Annotated in this window: 20 protein-coding genes and 2 tRNA genes; 5 read left to right on the forward strand and 17 right to left on the reverse strand. The window is 71.3% G+C overall.

The window, feature by feature from the left end; all coding sequences use genetic code 11:
• The first annotated feature begins 556 nt into the window (after positions 1–556).
• Entirely contained in the window at positions 557–781 is a 225-nt protein-coding gene (locus ACLQ27_RS06690) for a hypothetical protein (protein ID WP_007464098.1), read from the forward strand.
• 4 nt (positions 782–785) lie between these two features.
• Here the strand turns inward: ACLQ27_RS06690 and ACLQ27_RS06695 are convergent, their stop codons facing one another.
• Together ACLQ27_RS06695 and ACLQ27_RS06700 are read right to left on the reverse strand one after the other, a co-directional pair.
• Complete coding sequence (locus tag ACLQ27_RS06695; protein WP_357575691.1) at positions 786–1,583, reverse strand: carbon-nitrogen hydrolase family protein; 798 nt, start codon at positions 1,581–1,583, stop codon at positions 786–788.
• A 39-nt stretch (positions 1,584–1,622) separates the two neighbouring features.
• Positions 1,623–2,456 (reverse strand): DMT family transporter, encoded by an 834-nt coding sequence (locus ACLQ27_RS06700; protein WP_357496229.1) that lies wholly within the window; start codon positions 2,454–2,456, stop codon positions 1,623–1,625.
• Between the two features lie 41 nt (positions 2,457–2,497).
• On the opposite strand from ACLQ27_RS06700, the gene ACLQ27_RS06705 reads away from it, so the two are divergent.
• Complete coding sequence (locus ACLQ27_RS06705; RefSeq protein WP_357496227.1) at positions 2,498–3,118, forward strand: helix-turn-helix domain-containing protein; 621 nt, start codon at positions 2,498–2,500, stop codon at positions 3,116–3,118.
• 27 nt (positions 3,119–3,145) lie between these two features.
• Here ACLQ27_RS06705 and clpX read toward each other — a convergent pair whose 3' ends face one another.
• From clpX to ACLQ27_RS06730, 5 genes are all read right to left on the reverse strand, one after another.
• A complete protein-coding gene (clpX, locus tag ACLQ27_RS06710) occupies positions 3,146–4,441 on the reverse strand; it encodes an ATP-dependent Clp protease ATP-binding subunit ClpX (RefSeq protein ID WP_234590933.1) in 1,296 nt (431 codons plus the stop codon).
• Between the two features lie 210 nt (positions 4,442–4,651).
• On the reverse strand, positions 4,652–5,314 hold the full coding sequence (locus tag ACLQ27_RS06715) for an ATP-dependent Clp protease proteolytic subunit (RefSeq protein WP_088988028.1): 663 nt from the start codon (positions 5,312–5,314) through the stop codon (positions 4,652–4,654).
• Between the two features lie 10 nt (positions 5,315–5,324).
• Positions 5,325–5,966, reverse strand: coding sequence for an ATP-dependent Clp protease proteolytic subunit (locus ACLQ27_RS06720; RefSeq protein ID WP_007464111.1), 642 nt, complete (start codon positions 5,964–5,966; stop codon positions 5,325–5,327).
• A gap of 196 nt (positions 5,967–6,162) precedes the next feature.
• Positions 6,163–7,509 carry a trigger factor gene (gene tig, locus ACLQ27_RS06725; RefSeq protein ID WP_234590946.1) on the reverse strand — a complete coding sequence of 449 codons (1,347 nt, stop codon included), beginning with the start codon at positions 7,507–7,509 and terminating at the stop codon, positions 6,163–6,165.
• A 118-nt stretch (positions 7,510–7,627) separates the two neighbouring features.
• Positions 7,628–7,701, reverse strand: a tRNA-Pro gene (locus ACLQ27_RS06730).
• A gap of 225 nt (positions 7,702–7,926) precedes the next feature.
• Here ACLQ27_RS06730 and ACLQ27_RS06735 point away from each other — a divergent pair.
• Positions 7,927–8,000: transfer RNA gene (locus tag ACLQ27_RS06735), tRNA-Gly, on the forward strand.
• Positions 8,001–8,092: 92 nt separating this feature from the next.
• Here the strand turns inward: ACLQ27_RS06735 and ACLQ27_RS06740 are convergent.
• From ACLQ27_RS06740 to ACLQ27_RS06760, 5 genes are all read right to left on the reverse strand, one after another.
• Positions 8,093–8,443: a tyrosine-type recombinase/integrase gene (locus ACLQ27_RS06740; RefSeq protein ID WP_425865956.1), complete on the reverse strand. Its 351-nt coding sequence runs from the start codon at positions 8,441–8,443 to the stop codon at positions 8,093–8,095.
• A 93-nt stretch (positions 8,444–8,536) separates the two neighbouring features.
• Complete coding sequence (locus ACLQ27_RS06745; protein ID WP_425865958.1) at positions 8,537–9,148, reverse strand: hypothetical protein; 612 nt, start codon at positions 9,146–9,148, stop codon at positions 8,537–8,539.
• Positions 9,149–9,582: 434 nt separating this feature from the next.
• The gene (locus ACLQ27_RS06750; RefSeq protein WP_425865960.1) at positions 9,583–11,154 is read right to left on the reverse strand and encodes a hypothetical protein; all 1,572 of its coding nucleotides are present in this window, start codon (positions 11,152–11,154) and stop codon (positions 9,583–9,585) included.
• Positions 11,155–11,232: 78 nt separating this feature from the next.
• Complete coding sequence (locus tag ACLQ27_RS06755) at positions 11,233–12,078, reverse strand: hypothetical protein (RefSeq protein WP_357496222.1); 846 nt, start codon at positions 12,076–12,078, stop codon at positions 11,233–11,235.
• The gene (locus ACLQ27_RS06760) at positions 12,075–12,581 is read right to left on the reverse strand and encodes a SigE family RNA polymerase sigma factor (RefSeq protein WP_234590953.1); all 507 of its coding nucleotides are present in this window, start codon (positions 12,579–12,581) and stop codon (positions 12,075–12,077) included. The genes ACLQ27_RS06755 and ACLQ27_RS06760 overlap by 4 nt, the downstream gene beginning before the upstream one ends.
• A 260-nt stretch (positions 12,582–12,841) precedes the next feature.
• On the opposite strand from ACLQ27_RS06760, the gene ACLQ27_RS06765 reads away from it, so the two are divergent.
• Complete coding sequence (locus ACLQ27_RS06765; protein ID WP_425865962.1) at positions 12,842–14,989, forward strand: M14 family zinc carboxypeptidase; 2,148 nt, start codon at positions 12,842–12,844, stop codon at positions 14,987–14,989.
• A gap of 227 nt (positions 14,990–15,216) precedes the next feature.
• On the opposite strand, the gene ACLQ27_RS06770 is transcribed toward ACLQ27_RS06765, so the two are convergent.
• The gene (locus ACLQ27_RS06770) at positions 15,217–15,762 is read right to left on the reverse strand and encodes a hypothetical protein (RefSeq protein ID WP_234590960.1); all 546 of its coding nucleotides are present in this window, start codon (positions 15,760–15,762) and stop codon (positions 15,217–15,219) included.
• Between the two features lie 183 nt (positions 15,763–15,945).
• Between ACLQ27_RS06770 and ACLQ27_RS06775 the strand changes: the two genes are divergently transcribed.
• A complete protein-coding gene (locus tag ACLQ27_RS06775; RefSeq protein ID WP_234590962.1) occupies positions 15,946–16,287 on the forward strand; it encodes a hypothetical protein in 342 nt (113 codons plus the stop codon).
• 16 nt (positions 16,288–16,303) lie between these two features.
• Here the strand turns inward: ACLQ27_RS06775 and ACLQ27_RS06780 are convergent, their stop codons facing one another.
• From ACLQ27_RS06780 to ACLQ27_RS06795, 4 genes are all read right to left on the reverse strand, one after another.
• Complete coding sequence (locus tag ACLQ27_RS06780) at positions 16,304–16,771, reverse strand: ribose-5-phosphate isomerase (protein WP_234590968.1); 468 nt, start codon at positions 16,769–16,771, stop codon at positions 16,304–16,306.
• 88 nt (positions 16,772–16,859) lie between these two features.
• Entirely contained in the window at positions 16,860–18,059 is a 1,200-nt protein-coding gene (locus tag ACLQ27_RS06785) for a DUF1015 family protein (protein WP_234590971.1), read from the reverse strand.
• Positions 18,060–18,147: 88 nt separating this feature from the next.
• Entirely contained in the window at positions 18,148–18,708 is a 561-nt protein-coding gene (locus tag ACLQ27_RS06790) for a hypothetical protein (protein WP_425865965.1), read from the reverse strand.
• Between the two features lie 224 nt (positions 18,709–18,932).
• On the reverse strand, positions 18,933–19,559 hold the full coding sequence (locus ACLQ27_RS06795; protein WP_234582160.1) for a disulfide bond formation protein DsbA: 627 nt from the start codon (positions 19,557–19,559) through the stop codon (positions 18,933–18,935).
• Between the last annotated feature and the right edge of the window lie 154 nt (positions 19,560–19,713).

Raw genomic sequence — 19,713 nt, forward strand, 5'->3', positions numbered from 1 at the left:
TCCGGGGTATAAATCATAATTGGCACTGGCTTTACAAGCACCCTGTTGAGTTCTCAAAGAACAACCACACACCGATCCGAAGCTCCACATTCGTGGAACCCCATTTCGGGGCAACCGCTCAAACCTACTTGGTCGAACTTTCATTGTCAACCTCGTATCCGAGGTGATCAATCTGGTTCGTCCGGACCCACGATGACGCACGCCGTACCCGGCGGTCGTTTCTGTCGTGGGAAGCCGCAGACCGGCCGATCGCCGCTTCGCGGCTCTCCGCCCGGCTCCTGCCGGCTTCAGAACTCTACCCGGTCGGCTTCGCGTTCGCAACCCCGTTACCGGAGTGTCCCGCACCGCCCGATCCTCAGTCTCGCTCGGCGTTCCCGCCACGAGCCTGGCGCCCGTTCTCGGCCGGTTTGTCCGGCCTCCCCCGTGCAGAGAGAAAGTTACGCGGCCGGCCGGTAGAAGGCAAATCAGGGTTCATCACTGGTTTGGCCGAACGGATCGGCGCGGTCTGCTCTGCGGTCGGCGACGCCGCGCACCTTGGCGTGCCAGAGTGTCAGGCATGGATGAGTCCGGGCTGGACGCCACGGTGTTTGCCGAGGAAGCGCTGCTCGGCGTCCTCCTGCCGTTCTGGCAACTGGTCATCGGCGCGGTCGTGCTGGTGGTCCTCGTGCTCTCGGTGGGACGGCTGGCCCGCCGGGGCAGATCCCGGATGACCACCGCTCTGCTGGTCACCGCGGTCGTCATCGCCGGCCTCGCGACGATCGGCGTCCTGTTGGAGGGGTGAGCGCTCAGAGCCGGCGGTTGGCCAGGCTGGGCAGCTCGGCCCGGATCGCGGCGAGGCGGTCGAGGTCCAGGTCGGCGACGGCCACCCCGGGGCCGTCCGGCAGTTGCGTGAGGATCGTCCCCCACGGGTCGACCACCATGCTGCGCCCGAAGCACGTCCGACCGGGCTCGTGGTCGCCCGTCTGACCGGCGGCCGCCACGAAACACTGGTTCTCGATGGCCCGGGCGCGCAGCAGGACCTCCCAGTGGTCCCGCCCGGTGTGCAGCATGAACGCCGCCGGCACCACCAGCAGGTGGGCGCCGCCCTCGCTGGCGAGCCGCCGGTACAGCTCCGGGAAGCGCAGGTCGTAGCAGATCGACAGCCCGACCCGGAGACCCTCCACGTCCACGACGACGGGCTGCACGCCGGGCGCGACGCTCGCCGACTCCAGGTAGGAGACCCGACCCGGGATCTCCACGTCGTACAGATGGATCTTGCGGTAGCTCGCGGCCAGGCTGCCGGCACGGTCGAAGACCAGCGACGTGTTCCAGGTGTGCTCCGGGTCCGGCCCGGCCTCGTGGAACGACCCGGCCACCACCCACATGCCCAGCCGCCGGGCAGCCGCCGCGAAGAAGGTGCCCACCTCACCGTCGACCGGCTCCGGTTCGGGCAGGTCTGCCGCGGGGCCGAGATAGTCGACGTACTCCGGAAGGATGGCCAGGTCCGCGCCGCCGTCGGCGGCGCGTTCCAGCAGCACCTCGGCGGCGGCCAGGTTTGCCTTGCGGTCATCCCGGGCGTTGAGCTGGCAGACGGCGACGCGCATGGCCCCAGAGTACGGCCGCGACGGCCGGCGCGGACAGCGTCAGATGCTGGCCAGCACCAGCGCCCCCGCGGCGAATCCGAGGCCGGCGATCTGGACCGGCCGCAGGCGTTCCCGGTCGACGGCGAGCGCAAGCAGCACCGTGCTGGCGGGATAGAGCGCGGCGATCGCCGCCACGATGCTGAGGTGACCTCGCGCGGCGGCGGCCATGAAAAGCGCGTTGGCGGCACTGTCGAGCAGACCGGCGACGGCCGCCCAACCCAGCACCCGCCGGTCGAGCCGAAGCCGCACCCCGGTGGCGGCGGCGAGGACCAGGCCGAACGCGATCGAGCTGGCCCGGACCGCCGCCACCGGCCACATGCCGGCGCTCTCACTGGCCTGGCCGAGCAGCGTGAAGAAGACGCCGAAGAGCCCGCCGGCGGCGAGGGCCAGACCGACCAGCCGAGTCGGAACGCCGGAGCGGCTGCCCCCTTCGCCCAGGCTGACCAGGGCGATCGCCACCACGGCGAGGCCGGCGCCGGTGAGCGCCAGCGCTCCGGGGAAGCTCGACGTGAACAGGCCGGCGACGATCGGCACCACCGCGGCGGTGATCGCGGTGATCGGCGCCACCACGGCCATCATTCCGCCGGCGAGCGCCCGGTAGAGCAGCATGACGCCACCAGCGCCCGCCACCCCGGCGAGCAGCCCCCAGGCGATGTCGGCGACGGTCGGCGTCCCGGGCACCACCAGCACCAGAGCGACCAACAGGGGGACGCTCAGCAGCTGGGAGACCACGGTCACCGCGATCGGGTCGGCCCGGCGGGACGCCTTGCCGCCGGAGAAGTCGGCGGTGCCGAAGGCGATCGCGGACACCGCTGCCAGGAGAATGGGTAGCATGCGACTGTCGTACCATAATAGTGACCGCGAAGGATAGTTTGATGACCGACACAGGTGGCCGGGTGGGCGCGGTGACCGCCGCCGTCGCCCGGCAGGTACGGGAACTGCGCGCCGCCCGGGGCTGGTCCTTCGAGGAACTCGCGGGCCGCTCCGGGGTGAGCAAGGCGATGCTCGTGCAGATCGAGAGCGCCCGCACCAACCCGAGCGTCGGCACGCTGTGCCGGGTCGCTGACGCGTTCGGCGTCAACATCGCCCGACTTGTCGAGCCGGACGAGGAGCGGACAGTGCGGATCAGCTCCACGGCCGAGGCGCCCGTGCTCTGGCAGGGTGAGCACGGCGGCACCGGCCAGCTGCTCAGCGGGCTGGGCGAGCCCGACCTGGTCGAGCTCTGGGACTGGCGGCTGGAGCCCGGCGAAGGACACCGCTCCTCCGACCACCCGCGCGGCACACGCGAGGTGCTGCACGTCCTGGCCGGCGCGGTGATCGTCCACGTCGACGGGCAGGATCACGCCGTCCGGGCCGGCGAGACGATCGAGTTCCACGCCGACCGGGCGCACGGCTACCGCAACGACGCCGAGGAACCGGCCCGGCTGATGATGGTGACTGTCACGCCGTCGGGCGAGTGGGACCGCCGAACACGGTCACGCCGGCCGCGTCAGTAGCGAACGGCCGGCGTGACGCGGGGACGATCAGGCCGACTTCTCCTCGCGGTCCCGCCGGGCACGACGCCCGGTGAACTCGCGCGGAACGATTGTCGGGTTGACGTTCTCCAGGACGACCTCTCGGGTGATCAGCACCCGGGCGGCGTCGGGGTTGCTCGGCACCTCGAACATCGCGGAGAGCAGGACCTCCTCGATGATGGCCCTCAGACCGCGGGCACCCGTGCCCCGCAGCATCGCCTGGTCGGCGATCGCCTCCAACGCCGGCTCGTCGAACTCCAGCTCGACCCCGTCCAGCTCGAAGAGCCGCTGGTACTGCCGGACCAGCGCGTTGCGCGGCTCGGTGAGGATGCGCACCAGAGCGCTGCGGTCCAGGCTGCGCACATTGGTGATCACCGGGAGCCGGCCGACGAACTCGGGGATCAGCCCGAACTTGAGCATGTCCTCCGGCATGACCTGGCTGAAGATGTCATCGGTCGACCGCTCGGACACCGACCGGAGCCGGGCGCCGAAACCGGTGCCGCCCTGGCCTGTGCGGGACTCGATGATCTGATCCAGACCGGCGAACGCACCACCACAGATGAACAGCACGTTCGTGGTGTCGATCTGGATGAACTCCTGGTGCGGGTGCTTACGACCACCCTGCGGCGGCACGTTGGCCACCGTGCCTTCCAGCATCTTGAGCAGAGCCTGCTGCACACCCTCGCCGGAGACGTCGCGCGTGATCGACGGATTCTCCGACTTGCGGGCGATCTTGTCGACCTCGTCGATGTAGATGATGCCGGTCTCGGCGCGCTTGATGTCGTAGTCCGCGGCCTGGATGAGCTTGAGGAGGATGTTCTCCACGTCCTCGCCGACGTAGCCCGCCTCGGTCAGCGCGGTGGCGTCGGCGATCGCGAACGGGACGTTCAACATCCGGGCGAGGGTCTGCGCCAGGTGGGTCTTGCCGCACCCCGTCGGCCCGAGCAGCAGGATGTTGGACTTCGCCAGCTCGACGGCGTCACTGCCGGAGCCCGGCGCACCGGCCGCCTCGGCCTGGATGCGCTTGTAGTGGTTGTAGACCGCTACGGCGAGCGCCTTCTTGGCCTGATCCTGCCCGACGACGTAGTTGTCGAGGAACTGGCAGATCTCCATCGGCTTGGGAAGCTCTTCCCACTTCACCTCGCCGGACTCGGCCAGCTCCTCTTCGATGATCTCGTTGCAGAGATCGATGCACTCGTCGCAGATGTAGACCCCAGGGCCCGCGATGAGCTTCTTCACCTGCTTCTGCGACTTGCCGCAGAAGGAGCATTTCAGTAGGTCGCCGCCGTCACCGATCCGTGCCACCTACGTTCTCCCTGCACTCATCGGCCGGAGACCCGGCCCTGACCTGCGGGCGCTGCCTGCCGCCCGACTTCGTTCACCCCACCGGCCCAACCGGCGAAGCGGTACGGACCCGACGTTACCCGCTGGCGGAGCATTCTCCGACCCCCAAAACGGGTGTGTCAGAGGTCGGCCGGGAACGCGCGCCCCGGCCAACCTCTGACCCGGTAGTGCTCAGCTGGCGGCCTGAGCGGCCAGCAAACCCTTCTTGCGGCTGGTCAGGATCGTGTCGACCAGCCCGTACTCCTTGGACTCCTCGGCCGTCATGATCTTGTCACGGTCGATGTCCTTGCGAACCTGCTCGATCGGGCGGTTGCAGTGGCGGGACAGCATGTCCTCCAGCTGCGTCCGCATCCGCAGGATCTCCCGGGCCTGGATCTCGATGTCCGAGCCCTGCCCGTAGCCGCCCTCGGTGGCCGGCTGGTGGATGATGATCCGCGAGTTCGGAAGGGCCATCCGCTTACCCGGAGTACCCGCCGACAGCAGCACCGCCGCCGCGCTGGCGGCCTGCCCGAGGCAGACCGTCTGGATGTCCGGACGGACGTACTGCATGGTGTCGTAGATCGCCGTCATCGCGGTGAACGAACCACCCGGCGAGTTGATGTACATGATGATGTCGCGGTCCGGGTCGGTGCCCTCCAGCGTCAGCAGCTGGGCCATCACGTCGTTGGCCGACGCGTCGTCCACCTGGACACCGAGGAAGATGATCCGGTCCTCGAAGAGCTTGTTGTACGGGTTCGACTCCTTGACCCCGTACGACGTGCGCTCGACGAACGACGGCAGCACGTACCGGTTGTGCACGGCCGCGAACTGGGGCGGCAAGCTCAGATCGGTCATCGTCAGCTCCTCAGCTCAGGGTCCCGGCGCCATCCGGAACCTGAGCGGCCCCGATGATCACCTTGTCGATGAAGCCGTAGTCCATGGCCTCCTGGGCGGTGAACCAACGGTCCCGGTCCGAGTCGGCCTCGATCTGCGACTGGCTCTGGCCGGTGTGGTGCGCGACGCGCTCCTGGAACATCCGCTTCGTGTAGAGCATCTGCTCCGCCTGGATGGCGATGTCCGACGCCGTGCCGCCCAGACCACCGGACGGCTGGTGCATCATGATCCGAGCGTGCGGCAGGGCGTAACGCTTGCCCTTGGTGCCCGCGCAGAGCAGCAGCTGGCCCATCGAGGCGGCCATGCCCATCGCCACGGTCGACACGTCGTTGTCGATGAACTGCATGGTGTCGTAGATCGCCATGCCGGAGTAGACCGAGCCACCCGGCGAGTTGATCCACAGGTTGATGTCGCGGTCCGGGTCCTCCGCGGCGAGCAGCAGCAGCTGCGCGCAGATGCGGTTGGCGACCTGGTCGGTCACCTCACTGCCCAGGAAGATGATGCGTTCCTTGAGCAACCGGTTGTAGACCGAGTCGTCGAGGTTGCCAATGGAGTCGCCACCGCGCGCGTCAATCGCCCGGAGCGACTTCTTGGGGATGTGCATGTCGGTCATGGCAGCCCTTCGCTCTCCGTACCGTCTTTCCCGACACTAACCGCTGTGCGGGGCGGCAGAGTCCCGGTCGGGGCACTGTTCGCTCTCAGCGCAGTTGCGTCGGGCGCACCCGCGGCGCGGGCGTCCGGGCGTACCCGGGAAACGGATGTGGCCGCCGCCCACCGCACAGCGGCAGACGGCGGCCGCACCCGACGAATCAGTGCTCGTGGTTGTGCTCCGCCTCGTTGGCGGCGCGCAGCGCGTCCAGGGTGACCTCGTTGCCGGCCGAGTCCTTGATCGAGATGCGCTCCATGACGGCCGCGAGCGCCTTGCCCCGCCGCACGTCGCCGAAGACCGCGGCAGCCGCGCCGGAGCGCACCAGCTGGTCGTAGTACTGCTGCGGGGCCATCCCGGCCCGCTGCGCCCGGTGCACGATCTCGTGCCCGAACTCGTCGTCGGAGACCTGCACGTCCTCCGCGTCGGCAAGCGTGTCGAGCAGGAGCTGCACCTTGACGCCCTCGGTCGCCGCCTCGGTCAGCTCGGCGTCGATCTGCTCCTCGGTCTTCTCCTCGGCCGCGAGGTATTCCTCCATGGAGGCGCCGATCCGCTCCAGCTGGTCGACCATCGCCTGCTTGCGGCTCGCGACCTCCTCGCGGACGACGCCCTCCGGCGCCGGCACCTCGGCGGCCTCGACCAGCTGCGCCAGCGCCTTGTCCCGGGCGGCGTAGATCTGCTCGACCTGCTTGCCCTGCGTGACCCGCGCCCGCAGATCGCCGCGCAGCTCCTCGATCGTGTCGAACTCGCTGGCCATCTGGGCGAACTCGTCGTTCAGCTCCGGCAGCTCCTTCTCCTTGACCGTACGCACGGTCACCGCCACGTCGGCGTCCCGGCCGGCGAAGTCGCCGCCGACCAGCTGGGTGGTGAAGGTGGTGCTGTCGCCGGCGGCGAGGCCGACCACTGCCTCGTCCAGGCCCGGCAGGAGCTGCTTGCTGCCGACCTCGTGGGAGATGTTGCTGGCCTGGCCGCCCGGCACGTCCTCGCCGTCGACGGTGGCGTTCAGGTCGATCTGCACGTAGTCGCCCTCGGCGGCGGCCCGCTCGACAGTCTTGAGGGTGGCGAACCGCTCCCGCAGGTTCTTCACCTGCTCGTCGATCTCGCTGTCGTCGATCTGCAGCTCGTCGACGGTCACCTCGATGGTCGTCGCGTCGGGGAGCGTGATCTCCGGACGGACGTCGACCTCGGCGGTGAAGTTCAGCGAGTCACCGTCGTTGAACTCGGTGATCTCGACCTCGGGACGCCCCAGCGTCTTCAGGTCGTGCTCGCGCACCGCGGCCATGATGTTCTCCGGGATGGCGTCCTGGACCGCCTCGTTGAGGACGGTGCCCCGGCCCACCCGCTGGTCGATCACCGCGGTCGGCACCTTGCCCCGGCGGAAGCCCGGGACCTGGACCTGCGAACCGATCTCCCGGTACGCCTTCTTGAGGCTCGGCTCGAGCTCGACGAACGGCACCTCGATGGCGAGCCGCACGCGCGTCGGGCTCAGAGTCTCGACGGTGCTCTTCACAGGCGTACTCCTTGACGGATCTGGGTTTTGATTCTGGGCCTTCGATTGGCCCATCGAGTGTAGGCGAGCCGGCCCGGCCGGCTGCTAGCGCCCGGGGCGACCCGGACGCGGACGACAGTCGGGGTGGCGGGATTTGAACCCACGGCCCCTCGCTCCCAAAGCGAGTGCGCTACCAAGCTGCGCCACACCCCGTGGCGACGTGCAGTCTATGCCGTCGCCGCCCCGCAAGCGGTGCCGGGGCGTCCCCCACCCGGACACATCGCCCGAAAGTCGCGCCGTGCACCCTCGCGTCAAGATCCGCACCACGGCGGGTGGCCGCGCCACCACCGCGCGGCAGCGCGCGGCGGTGGCGCGGCTGCGCACCGGACACGGCCATTGGGTACGCTGTCGGCGCGTCCCGTTTCGGCGGGGCGGAGCGCGGGCGTAGCTCAATGGCAGAGCTTCAGTCTTCCAAACTGACGGTGCGGGTTCGATTCCCGTCGCCCGCTCCACCAACCTCCGGCCCAGGCCAGAGGCTGCCTCCCCCGATCCTGGGCCGGTCGGCCACTCCCCCGCTCCGATCTTGTGGGCCATCCGCGGGCCACTAGCTGCTCTGGCCGCCCTTGCGCCGCGTCTGCCTGGCGATCCGCCGGTCCATGGCTGAGGCGATCTCACGGTCCCGCTCGCTGGTCGCGTGCTGGTAGATCAACGCCGCCCGCATGCTCGCGTGCCCCATTCGCTGCATCAGTTCCCGAGTGCTCGCGCCAAAGGCTGCGGCGAGGATATTGCCGGTATGGCGCAGGTCGTGAAAGTGAAAGCCGGGCAGCCCGAGCGCTGTGACCGTCCGCGTCCACTTGGCCGCAGGGCCGAAGTTGCCGGATCGCAGCAGCGCGCCCTTGTCGCCGGTGAGGACCAGGGCGTCAGCGTCGACGGCGGTGAACTCGGCCAGGTGCACCCGCAGATGCCGCGCGGCTCACCTCGCCGGGCACCACAAGGGCTACCAGCCTCTCCGAACGGTCTACGACTGCCCGACGAGGAGATCCGCTATCTACCCTTGGAGCCGTTGCGCCCAGTACACCTGCCCGTCCGGCCCCATATAAACCAGAGCCAACAGCAAGTCCGAGATCGCAACCGGGGCGGTGGGCACGCGAACTGCCGTCCGTAGGGGCCCCTCCACATGCGGAAAGGGCGCGACGAACGTTAGCGGCGAAGCGTTCCCGTCGGACACAGCCAGTCTGGAGCCGTAGCTCCACCAGGTGTTTCCCTCTTTGACGTCGCCTGCGCCCCGTAGCCAGGGATAGCGCTCGGGAATCTTGTTCTCGACTCCGGCGCTCCCGAGGCCGACGGCCTCCTGCAGTGGTGACGACGCGCTGAAGCTTCCCGGTTTGAGGTTGGTGCGCTTGTCAATGAGAAAGATCGCGAAGTATCCGCCATCGAGTGGCTTGGGCGGGATCTGCCAAGAAACCCGCCCGAGCACCAACTGGTCGCGTCCGTTGGACACCGGGGCGTATACCTTCTCGCCGAGCGCGGCCTGAGCCTCCTCGTGGCTGACGATCTGAAGTGAGGACTTAATGGCCAGGGCTTCCGGGCCGTACGGCGGGTGGTTGTGCCACCAGCGGCAGCCAACGAAGGCCACTACCGCCAGGATGACCGCCGACACCAGCCCGGTCCTTCGCCACGTCATGCGCGATAGTGCACCATGCGATCACCAAACGACCAACCATCCGTGATCTTCTTCTAACTCGAACGCCGGCATGGGCCATCTGCGGGCCAGTAACCGTGGCGCGGAGCGGGCACGAGCGGGCACGAGACGCCACCGGACCGGCCGTCGCCTACAGGCGTTCCGGGAATCACGGCCGCTTGAGCACACTCTTCCAAACTGACGGGTGCGGGTTCGATTCCCGTCGCCCGCTCCAACAACCTCCGGTCCAGGCCAGAGGCTGCCTCCCCATCCTGGGCCCGGTCGGTCACTTCCCGCCCTGATCTTGCAGGCCGCTCAATGCCCGGCCGCCCGATGCCGGGCTGCTAGCAGCGTGCCCTGCCGGCCGCCGATGAAGACGGACCCCACCTCGACCATGGCCGGTTGAAGCGCGCCTAGGCAGACCTCGTGAGCCAGGCGGCGAGCAGGTCGCTGACCTCCTCGCCGAGGGCGGGCGCCGCGCGCCGGGCCAGCACGAGAAGGTCCGCACGGTGGTCGGTCGTCACATCGAGAGTGGGCAGCGGCGTGCGGCGCCAGGTCGTACGGCTGGCGTCCCGCACGAGCCCGGTCACGTCGGCACGACCGCGTCGGGACAACCCCGGATCGGGGTCGACGGCCAGGAGCAGGGCGGCACGCAACCGCACGGCTACGGGTGCCGTGCCGAGCAGCCGATAGCCTGCGCGCCGCAGTTCCACCCGCGCGCCGGTGAGCAACTGCCAGGGCAGCTCCGCCGGCAGGGTTGCCGCGACGGGTCGGAGGGCCGTGGTGGCCTCGCGAACGACCGACGGTGCGGGATCGGTCAGCAACGGCAGGACCCGGCCGCTGTCGACGGCGTCGAGCTGGCGAAGCCCGCGTACGGCCGCGGCGCGGATCGTCGCGGCCGGGTGGGTGAGGAGCCCGTTCAGCAGCGGCGCGTCGGCCTCCGAAGCACTTTCGCTGAAGCCGTGGACAGCACCCGGTGTCGGCGCGGGGCCGGTGACCGCCGCCCGGTAGTGCGCCAGCGCGTCGGTGCCGACGCGCCGAGCGGCCTCCCTGGCGATGGCCCGCACCAGCGACGCGGGGTCATCGAGACGGGTGGCCACCTCGGCCGGCTCTCCGACCCGCAGCAGGCCGGTGAGGGCGATCGCCCGTACCTCCGGTCGGCGGCTGCGGGCGAGCCGCCGCAGGATCGGGAGCCGCCCGGTCCACACCGCCTCCCGACAGGCGGCCTCGGCAGCCAGCGAGCGGATACGTACGTCGGTCTCGGACTCCGCGGCGGCGACCAGGTCCTCGATCCGCAGCCAGCGCTGCGCCACCTCCATCTCGAAGACCAGCCGCCGCTGGGCCGCGGAGCCGGAGGTTCCGACCATCCGGCGTACGGCCGGCGGCGCGCTGAGCAGCGTGGCCGTGACCTGGTTGGCGGCGAAGCCGCCGCGCGACCGGGCGTCCACCAGCAGTGCCATCGGCATCGCCGCCGGAAGGTACGTGGCGGGGTCGTCGGCCAGCAGCAGCGCGAGGCCAGCGCGGGCCCGGTCCCGCACCTGCTGGACCCAGTCGCCGGTGCGCAGCACCAGAAACGGCACCAGATCCGGGCGGGGATCGTCCAGCATGGACCGGACCGCGCGCTCGCGGACGCGTCCGTCGCGGTGGGTGCTGGCCATCGCCACGGCGAGCGGGTCGACAGTGGGTCGGGTCAGACCGGCCACCAGCCGAACGAGCGGTGGCGACTGGTCCGGCAGGCACCACAGCACCTGGCGGGCGTGTTCGTCGAGCCGGGCCACCACTTTCGGGGAACGAGCCAGCGCCCGCAGTGCCGCCCGGCCCAGGTCGTGGTCGGCGTTGGCGACGACACCGTTCACCAGGAAGGTGAGGTGCTCCACGGTCTTCCGGCCGGCGGCGGAACGCTGGGTGGCCGCCGCGATCGCCACCTCCAGCGCCGCTTTCGTCTCCGCGCTGGTTTCTCCGCAGTGCCCCGGCGTCCACGTCATGTGATCATGCTGCCGCACCGGCGGCGGGGCCCGCCTCCGAGTTATCGGCGGGTGGCCCAGGAGGGCCGGGTCACCGTGTCACCTCAGGTGGAACCGTTCGTCGACCGCGAGGGCCGCCAACTGCGGCACGGAGAACGGCAGCTTCGTCAACTCCGGCCGGGTCTCGGTGAGTTGCCTGCCCTGCGCGACGAACACCACCACGCCGTCGGGGTGCCGATAGGCGGACCACTGGTCGAGGCGGTCGTCGACGCCCGGCCGGACCACCACGCCGACCTGCGCCGCCCCGACGGCCTCGACCTGACACTCTCCCTGCATGCCCCAGAACTGGCGGGCCAGCGCGCAGGGTTCAGCGGGTAGCTGGTTGCCAGCGTCGTGCACCTCGACGACCACACGCCCGGTGTCCTGCCCCTGGGCAACGGCGACCGAGGTCAAATAGCTCCACAGGTCGACGCCGTTCACCGTGTCCTCGAACTGCGCCTGGTGGGTCCGCAGCGTCCTCTGGTCGGCGGGCTGGTTCGGCGGGTCCGCCGGCGCGGTGTAGCCGGCGGGCACGACGGAGACGACCTCGTCGAGCAGCCGTACCCCCTGGTCGTACTTCGACCCTGCCCGGGCGGTCCGGTCCTCCTGTGGTTGACCGTCCGGCCCGGCCGGCCACGGCTTCTTGGTGTCTGACGTCGACGGGTTCGGGATGGCCTGCGGACCGCCCGCCGGCTGGTAGATGTCGCCCTTGGGTGTGCCCACGGCCGCGAGGCCGGCGACCGCCAGCACCATCGCCGCCGACCCGGCGCACGCCCAGGCGGCACGGCGGCGACCACGGGCGCGTCGTCCCGCCCCGAGCGCGGCCGCCGTACTCAATGGTGGTGGCGAGGTGGCGTCCGCCATCTCGCGGCGCAGCGCCTCGCGCAGGTCTTCTCCGTTCATCATTGCCCCATCTCGATCCCGCTGTGTGTGGTTGCCAAGAGGCCGCGCAGCGTGTCCAGCCCGCGCGCCGCCTGGCTCTTCACCGTCCCCGGAGAGCAGTCCAGCAGCGCCGCGACGTCCTCGATCGAAAGGTCCTCCCAGTAGCGGAGAACCAGCACCGCCCGCTGGCGCGGCGCCACCGAAGCCAGCGCCCGCAGCAGCACCAGACGGGTCTCCGGCGAGTCCGACGGTGCGGCCTGCTCGGCGTTGTCGCCGCCCACGCGTTCACGCCGCCACCAGCCGCGGCGGCGCTCGTCGAGGAACGTCCGGATCAGGATCTGCCGCACGTAGTTGTCGAGCACCTCGTGCCGGGAGACCCGGTTCCAGACCAGGTAGAGCTTCACGAACGCGGTCTGGACCAGGTCCTCCGCCCGATGCCAGTCACCGCACAGCAGGTACGCCGTGCCGCGCATCGCGTCCGACCTCGCCGCGAAGTAGTCGGCGAACGCCGCGTCGCGATCGCTCATTCAGGCCTCCGATCCCCGATTCGAGATAGTCACGCCGGGTCCGGCCCAGCGGGTTGCATCGCCAAAGAGGAACTCGCCGGAGTCGAGGCCGGTTGCGCGTCAAACCGTGACGGCGACCGCGCACGGCTTCCCCGGTGACGTCCGACCCCACGTCGAGCCGCCAGAGCCTGGTGCCGGTCGTCAGCGAGATCCCTTGACAGGTGTCGATCTGTGCACTGGTGTAAGGACCACGCACATCAACGTCCGTCACAGGAGGGCACATGATCGTCCGACGACGGTGGATGGCTGCCGCCACCACAGCGATCCTGATCAGCGCGGCGCTGTCCCATCCCGGTCCGGCGGCGGCGAGACCCGCCGCCGATGCCACACCGATCACCCTGACCGCCACCGAGACCGCCCTGGTCCGGGTGCAGCTGCGCGATCAGGCCCAGCTCGACAGGCTCGTCGCCGCCGGCGTCGACCTGGCCAACCGACCCCGGGCCCGGGACGGGCGGATCCTCGCCGACCTGGTGCTGACCGGCGCCCAACTCGCCGACCTGACCACGCAGGGCGCCACCGCGACGCAGATCGTGCAGCGCGCCGGGGACGGCAGCCGGCACTTCGCCGAGAGCGTCCGCGCGGCGCAGGCCCGTACCGCCGCCGGGCTGCGCGCCCCGGGCGCCGGGCAGCGGACCACCACCGCTGCCGCCGTCGACACCCTCGCGGTGCAGCAGGCGTACTGGTGGACGACAGGTGGGCAAACCTTCCTGCAGGCGCAGGTCGCCACCACCGCCACCGACGACCCGGACGTGGAGATCACCGTCAGTTGGCGGACCGCCGACGGCGCCACCGGGTCGTTCCCGCTCTACCGGTTCGAGGACGCGGGCGAATACCAGTACCACTACAACCTCCCCCAGCCGGTGCCGAGCCGGCCGGTCCAGCTGACCGCCACCTCCAGCCTCGGCGGAGTCAGCCGGGTGGTCACCCCGGCGCTGTGGCCGAACGCCACCCCGCCGTCGCTGCCCGCCGGCTACCAGAAGGACTTCATCGATGCGTACCTGACGCCGGTGGACATCCAGGCGCGGATCAAGCGGCTCGGCCGCCAGTACCGGGACCTGGTGGACGTCATCGACCTGCCGAACAAGACCCAGGGATACCGGCGCACCGCCGTCGCGTACCTCGGTGATCCGGCGGCCGCCGCCGTGGTCGTCGAGTCGGTCCGCTTCGGCGACCAGGGCATGAACGGCGTGCAGGTGCGCACCGTCGACCCGGGCCGGCGGAACCGGCCGTTGACCGTCGGCTACCGCGACCGGGTTCTCACGGTCTCGCTGGCCACGGACACCGGCGGCAAGACGGTGAGCACCACCGACGAGGTCGCCGCGGCGATCAACGCCCGGCAACCGAACCGGTTCCGGGCCACCGTCGAGGACGGCTCGACCGGGCTGCCGATGCCGGTCGCCGGGCCGACCCGCCTCGACGACGGCTTGCAGGGCACCGAGGTGCCGGCGAAGCCGTGGACGGTCCAGGCGCTGCGCCTCGGCGTGCACCGCGACGGCTCTCGGGTCGGGGTGCTGGCGTACTCCCAGGAGCACGCCCGGGAGTGGGCCACGCCGCTGGTGACCCTGGAGTTCGCGGAGCGGATGCTGGCCAACGCCCGCACCGACCCGGCCACCCGGGAGCTGCTGGAGCAGGTCGACATCTTCGTCATCCCGACGGTCAACCCGGACGGCGCGAACTACTCGTTCAACGACTACAACTTCCAGCGCAAGAACCTGGTCAACCACTGCACCGGGCCGGCCCGCGACCCGCGCTACCGCAACTCGTGGGGCGTCGACGTCAACCGCAACTACACGGTCGGGTCGTACTTCGACGGGTACGTGGGTGCCAGCGACAACTGCCTCTCCGGCACCTACGCCGGCACGGCAGAGCTGTCCGAGGCGGAGAGCGGCAACGTCATCGCGCTGGCCAAGGCCCACCCGAACATCAGGTTCGCGATGAACGTGCACTCCTACGGCGGGTACTTCATGTGGCCGCCGGGGGCGTACCGGGCCGATGGGCGGATCACCCTGCCCCGGCCGTCGATCGACGAGTCGACGCTGTTCCTGAACAGCGCCCGGCGGATCGTCGGCGCCATCGCGCAGGAACGCGGCACCGTCACCTGGCCGTCGCAGACCGGTCCGGTCGCCGACGTGCTCTACTCCGCCGCCGGCAACTCCGCCGACCAGCTCTACTACGAGCTGGGCATCTTCGCCTGGGACTTCGAGGTCGGCAACGACAGGTGGAACCCGACCACCGGCGAGTGGGAGGGCGTCGGCTTCCAGCCGCCGTTCGACGAGGCCCACGGCGAGTCCCAGGAGTACGCGGGCGGCCTGGTCGAACTGGTCCGGGTGGCTCGCGACCACGCCGCCGCCGAGGCGGCCACCGGCTGAGCCGACCGGGTCGCCTCGCCCCGCGGCGACGCCGAGGGGCGAGGCCACGACCGCTAACCCCGCGGTTCGGGCAGACCCGAACGACGGACGCACCGGCCGGCCACGGATGAACCGTGGCCGGCCGGGTAAGCAGCGGCCTTGCCTGGTGGGGAGACGACCGGTGTCGCGGTGTCCCGCGACGTCGAGCACGGGCGGGCGGCCTGGCCGGCCCGCCCGTGCGCGCCGGGTCAGTTCGAGGTGACCCAGTTCCAGGCCGAGACGACCCACTCGGTCTGCTGCAGCCAGGCCACGCCGAGACCGACGAGGAAGACCGCGGTGGCCAGGTGGGCGCCCCACGCGCTGCGCCGCACCCGCCCGAGCTGCCGCTCCAGCACCAACCGACCGATCACCCGGGCCAACGCGAACAGGCCGACCGCCACCAGCAGGCTCAACACGAGCACCAGCAGCGGGCCGGACAGATCGCCTCCACCGGAGAGCGCCCAGATCCCCCAGCACACGAACGCGAACAGGCCACCCGCCGCGCTCCACTCGCCGCCGCGACGCAACTGCGCCAGGCGCCAGCTCAACGGTCGGCGTGGCGCCGGCTCCCCCGGCCAGCCCGTACCGGTCGGCTCCTGCTCCACGACCGGGAACGGTTCGGTCCGCGGGGTGCGCGGCTGGCCCACCGGCGCCACGCCCCGGCGGAACCCGTCCCGCTGCGGCGGCACCCCGACGCCTGCCTGCGGTGGGACCTCCACGGTTCGCTCCGCCCACGGCTGCGTCTGGTCTGCCATCTCGTCCTCCCCCTGACCGGCGGCACCCCGCATTCGAGGGTAGCCAGCCGGCGAACCCGACCGGCGGCACGATCACCGCCCGAATCCGAGGGTAGCCAGCCGGCAAATCGGTCGCCGACCGCCGTCCGGCGCGAACCCGGCACGACGCGCCGAATTCCCCACCCGGCGCGGTACGGTCGGCTGATGGGTGATCCGGAGCGACGCAGGCGACGGCTGCGCCACCAGTCCGACTCCGACCCGGCCGGGCGCGGCGCGGACGGTTCGACGGCCAGCACGGCCGGCGTCCACGACGGCGTGGAGTCGCCGCCGCGACGTCGCGGGTCCGGCGGCGACGACCGCGACGGCGAGCGGGGGTTACGGGGGCTGGTCGGCTCCGGCTCGTCCCAGGTGGGGCTGAGCGCCGCGCTGCGGGCCCGGGACGCCGCCCGGCCCACCGACGACGACCTCGCCGAGGCAGAAGCCCGGGTGGTGGTCGTCCGCCGCAACTGGGTGCCCCGCGAGGAGTTGCCCCGCTCGCCGCGCTGAGGGCGGTGACCCCGGGTCAGGGCAGGTCGGGCAGCTCCCGGGTCTGCTCGTACGTGGCGACCTGGATGATCCGGCGGGCGTGCCGCTCGTTGCCGGAGAACGGCGTGCTCAGGAACGCCTCGACGATGCCGGTGGCCTCGTCCAGGGTGTGCTGGCGGGCGCCCACCGCGACGACGTTCGCGTCGTTGTGCTGGCGGGCGAGCTGAGCCGTCTCGACGCTCCAGGCCAGCGCGGCGCGTACGCCGGCGACCTTGTTCGCGGCGATCTGCTCGCCGTTGCCGGAGCCGCCGATGACCACCCCCAGGGAGGTCTCGTCGGCCACCACCCGGTCACCCGTGTGCAGGCAGAACGTCGGGTAGTCGTCGTCCGGGTCGTAGCTGTGCGGGCCGACGTCGACCACGTCGTACCCCTGCTTGGCCAGGTGGTTGGCCAGGTGCACCTTCAACTCGAAACCGGCGTGATCGGATCCCAGGTAGACGCGCATACCGGGCAGTCTGTCAGGCCGCGCTCTCCGACGCCGCAGCGGCGGCGTCGGAGAGCCGGGTTCGTCACACGGTCGTGCGGATGCTCACTCAGCGCGGCAGTTCGGCGACCACCAGGCCGCCGCGCGCCTTCGGGGTGAACCAGGTGCTCTTGCGGGGCATCTTCTCCCGGGCCAGGTTCACCGCGACGAAGTCCGCCACGGTCACCGGCGCGATGAGGACGGCCAGCTCGGCCCGCCCGGCGTCGACCTCCCCGGTGAGCCAGCTCGCCGGGTAGTCACCGCCCACGTAGGTGATCCGCTTGTCGCCCGGATCCAGTCCCAGGGCGTCGCGCAGCAGCAGCCGCTCGACCAGGGCGTGGTCCAGGTTCTCCAGGCGGGCGTCGGCGGTGGCGGGCAGGCGTACCGCGTACCCCTGGCCGGCGAGCCGGAGATGGACGGTGCCGCCGGCCGCCGGGACCTCGACCGGGCCGTCGATCGGCTCGACCTCGGCCCCCGCCGCGCGCAGCCTGTCGAGCAGCTCGGCCGGCGTGGTGGTCAGCTCGCTGACCAGCCGGTTGTACGGCTGGATGGCCACCGACGCGGGGGTGGTCACCACGGCCAGGAAGCGCGACAACCCGCCGGTCTGGGCGGCCAGGCTGCGGTGGTTGCCGTCGGCGACGACCAGCTCGCCGCCACCGGCGAGAGCGGTCAACGCGTCCTGCTCCGGGCCGGGGCCGAGCAGCCAGATGGCGTGGGTGCGCCCCGCCTGGTCGGTGTCGGTCGCGGCGGGCGCCCCGGCCGCGTCGGTCGCCGCCGCGAGCGCGGCGTGCAGCTCGTCGCCGGTCCCGGTCTGCAGCAGGAGTACGGGCGAGAGCAGGTGACCCAGCGCCTCGGCCAGCGCGACGCGCTCGCGCACCTTGGCGATGAAGACGTCCTCGTTGCGGATGACCAGGCCCGGCTCGTCGGCGCGGGTGGAGATCTGGTCGGTGTCCACCATCGCGAACAGCCCGTACGCAGTCTCCTCGCCCGGGGCGCTGATCCGGTACAGCACGACCACCTGCTCGGAGGGGGTGTAGCTGCCGTCGGCCTTGGCCTCGGCGAGGCGGGCCACCGAGTCCGGCAGCGCGTCGAGGAACGACTTGCCCAGGCTGCCGGGAGCCCGATGCGGCATCTCGATGCCGAGGGCACTGTGCGGGTTCGCCTCGATGATCGCGGTGATCTCCGCGTCGTCGGCGAACTCGTCGTAGTTCTGCGCGCCGGTGCCGCCAGTGGTGATCCAGGCCCGGGCGATCGGATGTACGACCGTCATGCCCACTGACGCTACCGGCGGCGACGTCACCGGCGACGGGGACCCGCGCGGCGTCCACCAGATGAAAGTGCCGGGCCCGGACGGACTGTCAGCCGGCGCGGCCGGACGCGCCGTTGTGCCGCCGGTGTCGGCCGGCCACGACCGGTCCGGCGTTGCCGCGCCGGCCGTTGGCGACGGGCCCGGTGATGGCGTTGCGTCGGGGCGCGGCCGGCGGCCCCGGCACGGGACGCGGTTCCGGCGGTGGGGCCGGAACGGGACGCGGGTTCAGCGGCGGCGTCGGCACCGGCCGCGGGGCGGTGGGCGCCGGCGGGGGTGGGGCGGGCTCGGCCGGCGCGGCCGCCACCACCACCAGTTCCACGGCCGACGGTACGACCGCCGCCGGCACCACCGGCGTCGACACGACGGGCGTCGCCGGTGCCGGCGTGACAGGTGCGGGCGTGACGGGTGCGGGCGTCAGCCGCGAGGTGACCGGCACCCGGGCCACGCCGACCACGATGGGCGGCGCGAGCAGGTCCACCACGTCTGCGGGAAGGTCGGGGCGGACCGTCGGCCAGCGGGAGTCGTCGACCGACCAGTAGGCCGCGCCGGGAGTCTCGATCACCCCCTGTCGGGTCAGCTGATCGTCACCGGACGCACGGTGCTTGGCCATCGGGATTGCCTCCACGAGCTGCGGGGTGCGGCCCTGCGGGTCGCTGCGGCGGACACCGAGGGAAACGACGCCGCCCGCCCAGCGGTGACGCTGTGACAGTTCCCGACCCCGCGCAGCCGCACCCCGGGTCCGACGCGAGACACCCCGCCCGGACCGCGTGCGACACGACGCGCCCCCGCCCGGACAACCGACGGAGTCCGGACGGGGGCGCGTGGCGGTGGTGGTCAGTCGAAGATCGGGGACTGCTCGCGGGTGCGCTTGAGCTCGTAGAAGCCCGGGGTGCCGGCGACCAGGAGGACGCCGTCCCAGAGCCGTCCGGCGGCCTCGCCCTTGGGGCGCGGCGTGATCACCGGGCCGAAGAACGCGACCGGGCTGCCGTCCGGGCCGGGCGCGTGGACGACAGGGGTCCCGACGTCCTGCCCGACCGGGCGCATGCCGGCCTCGTGGCTGGCCCGCAGCGCCTCGTCGTACTCGGTGCTGTCGGCGGCGGCGGCCAACGCCGGGTCCAGGCCGGCCTCGGTCAGCGCGGCCACGTAGAGCTCCTGACCCCGCTCCTCCTTGCCGAGGTGGATGCGGGTGCCGAGCGCCGTGTAGAGCTTGCCCAGCACGTCGTTGCCGTAGCGCTGCTCGGCGGCGATGCAGATCCGTACCGGGCCCCAGGCGGTGCTCAGCAGAGCCTTGTACTCCTCGGGCAGCTCGTCCCGGCCCTCGTTGAGCACGGACAGGCTCATGACGTGGAAGCGGATGTCCACGTCACGGACCTGCTCGACCTCCAGCAGCCAGCGGGACGTGATCCACGCCCATGGGCAAATCGGGTCGAACCACATGTCGGCGGTGACACGATCGGTCACGGTGAGGTCCCTTCGCGACGGGTGGCGCCGGCAGTCCGGCGTCTCACCTCGATCCTCACCCCACGGCGCATCGACCGGCACCCGAATGAGAGCGTGACCTCGCCCACCGCCGGGTGCCCGTACGTGGAAGACTCGGATCGGGCCGGACGTCACG

The organism is Micromonospora sp. DT63, assembly GCF_049841615.1.
Lineage (GTDB): Bacteria > Actinomycetota > Actinomycetes > Mycobacteriales > Micromonosporaceae > Micromonospora.